9 protein-coding genes are annotated in these 9,631 nt (G+C 69.1%); 8 read left to right on the plus strand and 1 reads right to left on the minus strand.

Going from position 1 to position 9,631, the window contains the following annotated elements:
- The coding region (locus FRW57_RS11990; RefSeq protein WP_162529342.1) for an ABC transporter substrate-binding protein at positions 1 to 1,016 on the minus strand (1,016 nt) is incomplete at its 3' end.
- 48 nt (positions 1,017 to 1,064) lie between these two features.
- Between FRW57_RS11990 and FRW57_RS11995 the strand changes: the two genes are divergently transcribed.
- The 8 genes from FRW57_RS11995 to FRW57_RS12030 all read left to right on the plus strand — a co-directional run.
- Positions 1,065 to 1,499: a MarR family winged helix-turn-helix transcriptional regulator gene (locus FRW57_RS11995; RefSeq protein WP_137122520.1), complete on the plus strand. Its 435-nt coding sequence runs from the start codon at positions 1,065 to 1,067 to the stop codon at positions 1,497 to 1,499.
- 153 nt (positions 1,500 to 1,652) lie between these two features.
- Positions 1,653 to 3,296, plus strand: coding sequence for an ABC transporter substrate-binding protein (locus FRW57_RS12000; protein ID WP_137122521.1), 1,644 nt, complete (start codon positions 1,653 to 1,655; stop codon positions 3,294 to 3,296).
- 6 nt (positions 3,297 to 3,302) lie between these two features.
- The gene (locus FRW57_RS12005; protein WP_137122522.1) at positions 3,303 to 4,256 is read left to right on the plus strand and encodes an ABC transporter permease; all 954 of its coding nucleotides are present in this window, start codon (positions 3,303 to 3,305) and stop codon (positions 4,254 to 4,256) included.
- Positions 4,257 to 4,315: 59 nt separating this feature from the next.
- Positions 4,316 to 5,137, plus strand: a complete 822-nt coding sequence (locus FRW57_RS12010) for an ABC transporter permease (RefSeq protein WP_238384783.1) — start codon at positions 4,316 to 4,318, stop codon at positions 5,135 to 5,137.
- The gene (locus FRW57_RS12015; protein WP_137122524.1) at positions 5,137 to 6,141 is read left to right on the plus strand and encodes an ABC transporter ATP-binding protein; all 1,005 of its coding nucleotides are present in this window, start codon (positions 5,137 to 5,139) and stop codon (positions 6,139 to 6,141) included. Before FRW57_RS12010 ends, FRW57_RS12015 begins: the two co-directional genes overlap by 1 nt.
- A complete protein-coding gene (locus FRW57_RS12020) occupies positions 6,138 to 7,169 on the plus strand; it encodes an ABC transporter ATP-binding protein (RefSeq protein WP_137122525.1) in 1,032 nt (343 codons plus the stop codon). Before FRW57_RS12015 ends, FRW57_RS12020 begins: the two co-directional genes overlap by 4 nt.
- Positions 7,150 to 8,943, plus strand: a complete 1,794-nt coding sequence (locus tag FRW57_RS12025) for a gamma-glutamyltransferase family protein (RefSeq protein WP_476748653.1) — start codon at positions 7,150 to 7,152, stop codon at positions 8,941 to 8,943. The genes FRW57_RS12020 and FRW57_RS12025 overlap by 20 nt, the downstream gene beginning before the upstream one ends.
- A 3-nt stretch (positions 8,944 to 8,946) precedes the next feature.
- Positions 8,947 to 9,631, plus strand: a 685-nt coding sequence (locus FRW57_RS12030) for a GntR family transcriptional regulator (RefSeq protein ID WP_203230309.1), incomplete at its 3' end; no start/stop codon positions are given.

The following is a 9,631-nucleotide window of genomic DNA, read 5'->3' on the forward strand; positions in this document are numbered from 1 at the left end:
CGTGCCAGCCGCACGCGGGGTCGTCGCGGCCGAAGGTGTGCCGCGGCCCGGGTGACCGCCCCCGGGTTGAGCGCCCCGGCGCGTGCCAGCCGGGAGACGAGCTGGACGCCCTCGTAGCAACCCTGGGCGTAGACGCTCACGGTGGGCGCGGTGGGTCCCCAGCGCTGTCGGTAGCGGTCTTGGAACTCCTCGCTCTGGCGGTCGGTGGCAAACCAGTGCATCGCGGCATAGAGCTCGCCCGTGGAGTCACCGTTTGCCTCGAGCAGCCCTGTCTCGTCGAGGGATCCGGAGACACGAACGATCCGGTGCCCCGCGGGCGTCCGCGCGAAGCCCCGGTTGAAGGTGGCCAGGTCGCGGCCCACCAGGCTCAGCAGCACCGCGTCGACGCGTTCGCGCGACATCTCCTGGATCAGCTGTTCGGCGGGGACGGCGCCGAACGGCACCAGGCGCTGCAGGACGACGTCGCCGCCCGCCCGGTGGATCAACGCCCCTGCCGCGGCGTGCACGGCTCGTGGCCAGATGTAGTCGTTGCCGACCAGGGCCCAGCGGCGTAGCCGGGTCCGTGAGACGAGCCGTTCGACGACCGGCCGCAGCTGCTCCCTAGGGCCCTCGCCGAGCAGCACGACTCCGCACGAGCGCTTGCCACCCTCGTGAGGAGGCGTGAACACATAGGGCAGCCGCCCCTGCACGGCGGCGTCCAGACGACGGTGCACGTCGCTGGTGTGGAACCCCACGAGGGTGTCGATGGCCCGTGCGGCCACGAGGGATGCGACCTCCCGGGCGACGTCCTCGGGGTCCCGTCCCGCGTCGATGGGCACCAGGTCGAGGGGCTGGTCGGCGTGACTGCGGCAGGTGTTCGCGTCTTCCGCGGCCAGGAGCGCGCAGGCCATCGCCGCCGGGCCGGTGAGTCCCATCGGTCCGGACGAGGGCACGGCCAGCCCGACGCGCAGGCTCCGCCGGTCGGCACCGGCGAGAAGCGCGTCAAGGGGGTCGATCACGGGAGCTGAGAGTGTCACTGGTCTGAGTATGCTCCCCATCGTGGGCTGGTTGGACGAGGAGAAGGCATGAGTGGCACGCGGCAGGCACGACTGCTCGACTCGCTGTCCACCGCCCACCGACGACTGTCCCGCGCGCTGGACCAGCTCCTCGAGGAGGAGGGGGCCACCGTCGACCAGTGGCGGGTGCTGCACGCGCTCGACGCCTCGGACGGGCTGCTCATGGGAGACCTGACCGACCGACTGGGCGTGCCGGGGCCGTCCGTGACCCGGATCGTCGACGGGCTGGTCGACCGGGCCCTGGTCTACCGCCGACAGTCCACCGAGGACCGGCGCAGGGTCGCCGTGCACATCTCGGAGGCGGGACGGGCCTCGGTGGCAAGGATGGACGCCATCGTGGAGGCGCAGGAGAGTCGTATCTCGAAGTCCTTGGGAGACAAGCGGTTTCGAACTCTTCTGGCGGCAGTGGAAGACCTGTGCGGCGCTGAGCGCCAGGACTCCTGACCAGAGGCCGCATCGTCCCGATTCCGGGATGACGTGGATCGTCACGGGCTCGACCCGCCTCCAAACATTTCCACTTGGAGACTATTGACACTGCATAATTGTTTACAGTTTACTGATTTGGCGCCGTCCCACTACCTACGGAGGCCGATCCCGATGCCCCGACCGCGCCACGCACTGCTCCTGACCATGACCCTGGCCCTCGGGCTGGGCGCTGCCGGGTGCTCCCAGCCCACCGGCAGCACGCCCGCAGGCACCGGAGGCGACACCGGCGGTGGCGACTCCTCTGCGGCGCCCGCCTCGGGTGCAGCGGCCCACGAGGGCGGCAACCTCACGGTCGCCCTGGCCGAGGCCCCGGATGCGCTCGACCCGACGGTCGCCTCGACGTACGTGGGCCGAATCGTCTTCGCCAACATGTGCGAGAAGCTGTACGACGTCGGTGACGGACTCAAGATCGTGCCCCAGTTGGCCGCTGAGAAGCCCAAGGTCTCTCCGGACGGCAAGACCTACACGATCGTGCTGCGCAAGGGCGTGAAGTTCAACGATGGCACGGACTTCAACGCCCAGGCCGTCAAGAAGACGCTCGAGCACTACAAGGACGACCCGAAGTCCGCGCGCGCCTCGGAGCTCACGACCGTGACCAAGGTCGACGCCGTGAACCCCACCACGGTGCGTCTGCACCTGAAGACTCCCTACGCACCCTTGACGGCCATTCTCGCCGACCGGTCCGGGATGATCCTGTCGCCGAAGCAGCTGGACAAGCTGGGTGACGACTTTGCCAAGCACCCCGTCTGTGTCGGGCCGTTCTCCTTCAAGGACCGGCCCTCCTCCGACAAGATCGAGCTGACCAGGTCGAAGTACTACTACGACAAGGCCAAGGTCCACCTCGACGGTGTGACCTTCGTGGCCGTGACCCAGCCCAACGTCAGGGCTGCCAACCTGCGCTCAGGCGACATCGACGTGGCCGACCGCATCGCGCCCCCCGACGTGGCGACGCTCAAGGGCTCCAGCGACGTCAAGGTCTGGCCGGTGACGTCTCTGGGTTACCAGGGACTGACGATCAACGTGTCCAACAGCGCCGGTGCCGGGAAGCCGGGCAACCACACCGTCGACAACCCGATGGCGCAGCACCCCGAGCTGCGGCAGGCGCTCGCGCTCAGCCTGGACCGTGACGCCATCAACAAGGTGGTCTTCCAGGGACAGTACGTCCCCGGGTGCACCCCGATCTCGCCGGAGAGTCCCTTCGCGCCGGACATCACCTGCCCCAAACGGGACGTGGCCAAGGCCAAGCAGCTCGTGGCTGACAGCGGCGTGCCGACCCCGATCCCGGTGCAGGTCAATGTGCAGGCCGGCAACGCCGACGCGACAAAGCTCGGCACCGTGATCCAGTCGATGGCCAAGGACGCCGGCTTCGACGTCAAGGTCAACCCGATCGAGTTCACCACGGCCCTCGACAACGCGGCGAAGGGCAACTTCGAGACGTTCCAGGTGGGCTGGTCAGGGCGGCTCGATCCCGACCAGAACATCGCACCGTTCTGGGACAACGACAGCGCGCTCAACTACAGCGGCGCCAACTACAAGGACGTGCAGTCGCTGATCCAGAAGGAGCAGTCGACGACGGACGAGGCGGCGCGCAAGCAGGTCTTCCAGCAGTTGGCCGAGTCCTTCCTCCAGCACAACAACATCATCTACCTGTACTACCCGAAGGTGGTCATGGGATACCGAAGCGCGGTCAGCGGCATCCAGTACTACGGCGACGGACTCATCCGGCTGAAGAGCGCCTCGATCTCGGGCAGCTGAGGCTCCATGCAGTGGTACATCCTGCGCAGGGTCGGCCAGTCCCTGGTCACGCTGTTCATCGCCACCATCGTGGTCTTCGTCGGAGTGCGGGCCCTCCCCGGGGACGCGGCGACAGCCTTGTCGGCGGAAACGTCGAACCCCAAGGTGCTGCAGGCGATCCGACAGGAGTACGGACTCGACCAGCCGGTGCCCGTGCAGTACGTCCGGTGGCTTGGGCACGCCATACAGGGTGACCTCGGACAGTCCCCGAAGACGGGCATCTCGGTCTCGCAGACGCTGGCCGAGCGGCTCCCGGTGACGCTGGAGCTGGCCGGACTGGCGCTGATCATCGCGCTGGCGATCGGCCTGCCCATCGGGATCCTCGCCGCGGTACGCCGAGGGTCCGTGGCCGACTACGTCGCGAGCACCACCGCCCTGGTCGGTCTCTCGGTGCCGCACTTCTGGCTCGGCATCCTGTTCATCCTGGGGTTCGCCGTGAGCCTGCAGTGGTTGCCGGCATCCGGCTTCGTGCCGCTGACCGATCCCCTCGGCAACCTGTCCCACATGGCGATGCCTGCCGTGGTGCTCGGGATAGGGCTGGCCGCCGTCGTGATGCGACAGATGAGATCGGCGATGCTCGAGTCCCTCGGGGCAGATTTCGTGCGCACCGCACGGGCCAAGGGGATGAGTGAGCGGGTCGTCGTGGGGATCCACGTGCTGCGCAACAGCCTCATCACCGTCGTCACGGTTGTCGGATTGCAACTCGGCACCCTGATCTCGGGGGCGGTCATCACCGAACAGATCTTCATCATCCCCGGCATCGGCAAGCTCACCATCGACTCCGTGTTCAGCCGTGACTACCCGAGCCTGCAGGGAGTGGTACTCATCACCGCAACGGGTTACATCGTGGCCAACCTGCTCGTCGACATCGCCTACTCCCTGCTCAACCCGCGCATCCGGGTCTCAGGGGGTGCCGCATGAGCGCGGCTGGGGCAACCGTGCGCGTGGGGCGGCGACGGTCGGCCGGCAGAAGTCGGTTCGTGGCGCGTTTCCGGCGTCGTCCCCTGGCGCTGATCGGCCTGGTGGGAGTGGTGGTCGTCGTGGTGGTCGCACTTGCCGCGCCACTGCTCGCGCCCTACGACCCTGCCGCCTCGGACTACTCCGCCATCCTGCAGGGTCCGGGCTCGCCCGGACACCTGCTCGGCACCGACGACCTCGGTCGGGATGTGTTGTCGCGGCTGATTGTCGGGAGTCGCGCCTCGCTGACGGCAGGCGTCTTCGCGACGCTGCTGGCGTTGGTGGTGGCGGTGCCGATCGGCATGGTTGCGGGGTACTACCGGGGCTGGGTCGACGTCATCGTCTCCCGGGTGACCGACGTGGTGCTGTCCTTCCCGTTCTTGATCCTGGCGGTGGGCCTTGCCGCGATCCTGGGACCGTCCCTGAAGAACGCCACCATCGCCCTCGCAGTCGGGCAGCTGCCGATGTTCGTGCGGATCACGCGCGGTGAGGTGATGGGGCTGAGGGAGCAGGAGTACGTCCAGGCGGCCGTCATCAACGGCGCACCCACACGGGTCGTGCTGCGTCGGCACATGCTGCCCAACATCCTCAGCCCTCTCATCGTCCAGTCCACGGTCGCGATCCCGGGCGCCATCATCGGCGCAGCCGTGCTCTCCTTCCTCGGGCTCGGCGTCCAGCCCCCGACCGCGGCCTGGGGCACCATGCTGAGCCAGGCCCAGCAGTACGTCTCCCAGGCGCCGTGGTTCGCCGTGTTCCCGGGCCTGGCCATCGCCGTGACGACGCTGTCGTTCAACCTCTTCGGCGACGGCTTGCGGGACGTCCTCGACGTGAGGCTGGCCTCCTGATGGCGCGGCTCGAGGTCGAGGACCTGCACGTGCGCTTCGACACCGACGAGGGACAGACCCTCGCCGTCAACGGTGTGTCCTTCTCCGTAGAACCGGGTGAGGTGCTCGCGCTGGTCGGGGAGTCCGGCTGTGGCAAGTCGATGACGGCCATGGCCACCATGGGCCTGCTGCCGCCGGCGGCATCGCGCAGCGGCAGCATCCGCCTCGAGGGCCGCGAGATCTCCGGGTTGAGCGGCCGCGAGATGCGAAGGATCCTCGGTCGCGAGATCTCGATGATCTTCCAGGAACCGATGACGTCGCTCAACCCGGTCTTCACCGTCGGTTACCAGATCGGCGAGGTCCTGCGCCGCCACGAGGGACTGAGCCGGAAGAAGGCACGGCTTCGCGCGATCGAGTTGCTCGACCTCGTGCGCATTCCGGCTGCCGACCGACGGGTGGACGAGTATCCGCACCAGATGTCCGGTGGCATGCGGCAGCGCGTGATGATCGCGATGGCCGTCGCCTGCAACCCCAAGGTGCTCCTCGCTGACGAACCCACCACGGCGTTGGACGTGACGATCCAGGCCCAGATCCTGGACATCGTCCGGGACCTGCAACACCAGCTCGACACCTCGGTCGTCATGATCACGCACGACCTGGGTGTCGTCGCCGACATCGCCGACCGCGTCGTGGTCATGTACGCCGGGCACGTCGTGGAGACCGGCGCCGTCGACGAGCTCTTCGCATCGACGCAGCACCCCTACACCCTGGGACTGCTCGGTTCCGTGCCCCGCCCCGACCTCGTGCTGGCCGATGTCCAGGGCCGGCTGGCCGAGATCCCCGGCATGGTGCCGACGCTGCACGAGCCGCCGACCGAGTGCGTCTTCGCCCCGCGATGTCCCCGGGTCAGCGACGACTGCCGGACCGAGATGCCGAGGCTGGCCGAGACGGCGCCCGGCCAGTGGGCAGCGTGCGTCCACCCGGGGGTCGCCCGGGCGCACCCCACGGAGGTGGTCCTGCCATGAGTGAGCCGGTGCTGGAGATCAGCGGCCTGCGCAAGTACTTCGACGTCGACCGGAGCAGAGGTGGAGGCAAGGTCTACGCGGTCGATGGCGTCGACCTGTCGATCGGACCCGGTGAGATGGTCGGGCTGGTCGGTGAGTCGGGCAGTGGCAAGTCGACGGTCGGCAAGTGCGTGGTGCGCCTGCTGGAGCCGACCGCAGGGTCCATCAAGATCCACGGCCGGGACGTCACGCACCTTCGACAACGCTCTCTGCGGCACCTGCGACGGCAGGTGCACATGGTCTTCCAGGACCCGCACTCCTCGCTGAACCCACGTATGCAGGTGGGTGCCGTGGTCGCCGAACCGCTGCGGATGCACCGGATCGCCCGCGGCAAGGACCTCACCCGGCGGGTGGACGAGATGCTCGAGCGCGTGGGCCTGGGACCGGAGATGCGCTCCCGCTACCCCCACGAGCTCTCGGGTGGCCAACGCCAGAGAGTGGGCCTGGCTCGCTCGCTGGTGCTCGAACCGAGCCTGCTGATCGCGGACGAGCCCGTCTCGGCGCTCGACGTCTCCGTCCAGGCCTCGATCATCAACCTCCTGCTCGACCTCCAGCGCGACATGGGATTCAGCTGCCTGTTCATCGCGCACGACCTCGCCGCGGTGGAGTTCCTGTGCAACCGGGTCGCCGTCATGTACCTCGGGCGGATCGTCGAGGAGTCCTCGAGGGAGGAGCTGTTCAAGCACCCGAGGCACCCCTACTCCCAGTCGCTCCTGTCGGCGATCCCGTTGCCGGATCCGCCGGTCCAGCGGGAGCGGAAACGGGTCGTGCTCACCGGCGACATCCCCAGCCCGGTCAACCCGCCCTCGGGCTGCCACTTCCACACACGTTGTCCGGTCGCGGAACTGCCGCTGTGTCGTGACCGGGATCCCGAGCTGATCGCCCATCATGGGCAGGGCCACCGCACGGCCTGCCACCTCGTCCACGCGGACGGCACCGCGCCGGACATCACGAAGGGAGCTGGGCCGCTTGTTCACCACGAGACCTGAGCTGTCAGGCACGTTCGGCATGGTCGCCTCGACCCACTGGCTGGCCTCCCAGTCCGGCATGGCCGTCCTCGAGCGTGGCGGCAACGCCTTCGACGCGGCGGTCACCGCCGGTTTCGTGCTGCAGGTGGTCGAACCCCACCTCAACGGACCGGCCGGTGAGGTCCCCGCCGTGGGTTGGGACGCGCGAACGGAGGCGCCCTTCGTGCTGGCCGGTCAGGGCACGGCACCCGCGTCCGCAACGATCGAGCGCTTCACCGACCTGGGCCTGGACCTCGTGCCGGGGACCGGCCTGCTGGCGGCCTGCGTGCCGGGCGCGTTCGGTGGGTGGCTGACCATGCTCGAGCGCTATGGCACGCTCCGGCCGCGTGACGTCCTCGAGCACGCCATCGGGTATGCGCGGACGGGCTTTCCTGCGTTGCCCAGGATCTGTTCGACGATCGACACGGTCCGGGACCTGTTCACCGACCACTGGGACACCTCGGCGAAGGTGTGGCTGCGCGGGGGACGGGCGCCCGAGCCGGGAACGTTGCTCACCAACCCCGACCTCGCCGACACCTACGAGCGGGTCCTGGCCGCCGCGCAGGCCGCCGGATCGGACAGAGACGTGCAGATCGAGGCGGCGAGGCGGGCCTTCTACGAGGGCTTCGTCGCCGAGGCCATCACCGACTTCGTCGGGTCCACCGCGGTGATGGACGTGTCGGGCGAACCACACCGAGGGCTGCTCGATGGCGAGGACCTGGCCACCTGGCGGGCGACCATCGAGGAGCCCCTGTCCCTGGACTACGGCGACTGCACGGTGCTCAAGGCCGGTGCCTGGTCGCAGGCCCCGGTGTTCCTCCAGCAACTGGCGCTGCTGCGTGGATTCGAGCTGGACGGACTGGACCAGGCCGGTCCCGACCTGGTGCATCTGGTGACCGAGTGCGCCAAGCTGGCTTTCGCGGACCGTGAGGCGTGGTACGGCGACCCGGGGTTCGTCGACGTGCCGATGCAGGAGCTGCTGTCGGTCGCCTACAACGACGAGCGCCGCGCCCTGGTCGGCGAGGTGGCCGACGTGGGCGGCCTGCGTCCGGGTCGACCCGGCGGAAGGGTTCCCCGGATGCCGGCGTTGGCCGGCGACGAGTCCGTGGCGGAGAGCCGCCGCGAGGCCGGCGGTCTGGGTGAGCCGACGGTGCGCGCCACCGGCGACACCCGGGGGGACACCGTGCACGTCGACGTGGTCGACCGCTTCGGCAACATGGTCTCGGTCACCCCGAGCGGTGGCTGGCTGCAGAGCTCCCCGGTCATCCCGGGGCTCGGCTTTCCACTGGGGACGCGTGCCCAGATGTTCTGGCTCGAGGAGGGCCTTGCGGGCTCCCTCGCACCGGGGAAACGGCCACGCACGACCTTGTCGCCGACCCTGGCGCTGCGCGACGGCAGGCCGTGGATGGCGTTCGGCACTCCCGGAGGTGACCAACAGGACCAGTGGTCGCTGCAGCTGTTCCTGCACGTCCTGCATGCGGGTATGGGCCTGCAGCAGTCCATCGACGCACCAGCCTGGAGCTCAGGTCACCTCCGGTCTTCCTTCTACCCGCGAGACATCCACCCCGGGCGACTGCACGTGGAGTCGCGGCTCGGCGAGGCGACCGTCGCCGAGCTGCGGCGCCGCGGGCACGAGGTCATGGTGGAGGACCCGTGGTCGTTGGGCCGGCTCACGGCCGTCTCGCGGAGCGCCGACGGGCAGCTGCATGCCGGTGCCAATCCCCGCGGCATGCAGGGTTACGCGGTCGGACGCTGAGCCGTGGCACGTACGAAGGTCGTCGTCGACGAGTTCGACGACGTGGGTCCGCTGCAGCGGCCGGGGCCGTTGCGGCAGGGGGTCCAGGACGCCCTTCGGGAGCTGATCATCTCCCGCACGTTGGCGCCCGGGCAGCACCTGGTGGAGACCGAGCTGGCCGAGCGCCTGAACGTGAGCCGGGGACCGGTCCGGGAGGCGCTGCAGGCACTGCACGCGCGTGGTTGGGTCGACCTGCGGCCGGGTCGCGGCGCCTTCGTGCACGAACCCACGGACCACGAGGTGGACGAGGTCTTCGCGGTTCGTGCAGCGCTGGAGAGCGAGGCCGCGCGGTTGGCGGCCCCACGGATGGAGCCTGCGAGCCTGGACGAGCTGCGGGAGATCTGCGAGCGGGGCCGGGGCGCGGTGCGGTCCAAGGACGTCGGGGTGGTCGTGTCGGCCAACTCGGCCTTCCATCGCCGGATCGCGGCGTTGTCCGGTATCCAGCTGCTCAGCGACTGCATCGCGTCGATCGATCTGCGGGTGCGGTGGTTCTACAAGCCGGTCGCCCGCACCCGGGGCATGCACTCCTGGGACGAGCACGAGCGGATCATCGCGGCGTTGGAGGCGGGTGATGGGGCGACTGCGGCGAGGGTGATGCGGATGCACACGGAGCGGACCCGGTCGACTTATCAGGCGATGGGGCCGGAGG

The sequence above is a fragment of the Segeticoccus rhizosphaerae genome, from assembly GCF_009192725.1.
Lineage (GTDB): Bacteria > Actinomycetota > Actinomycetes > Actinomycetales > Dermatophilaceae > Segeticoccus > Segeticoccus rhizosphaerae.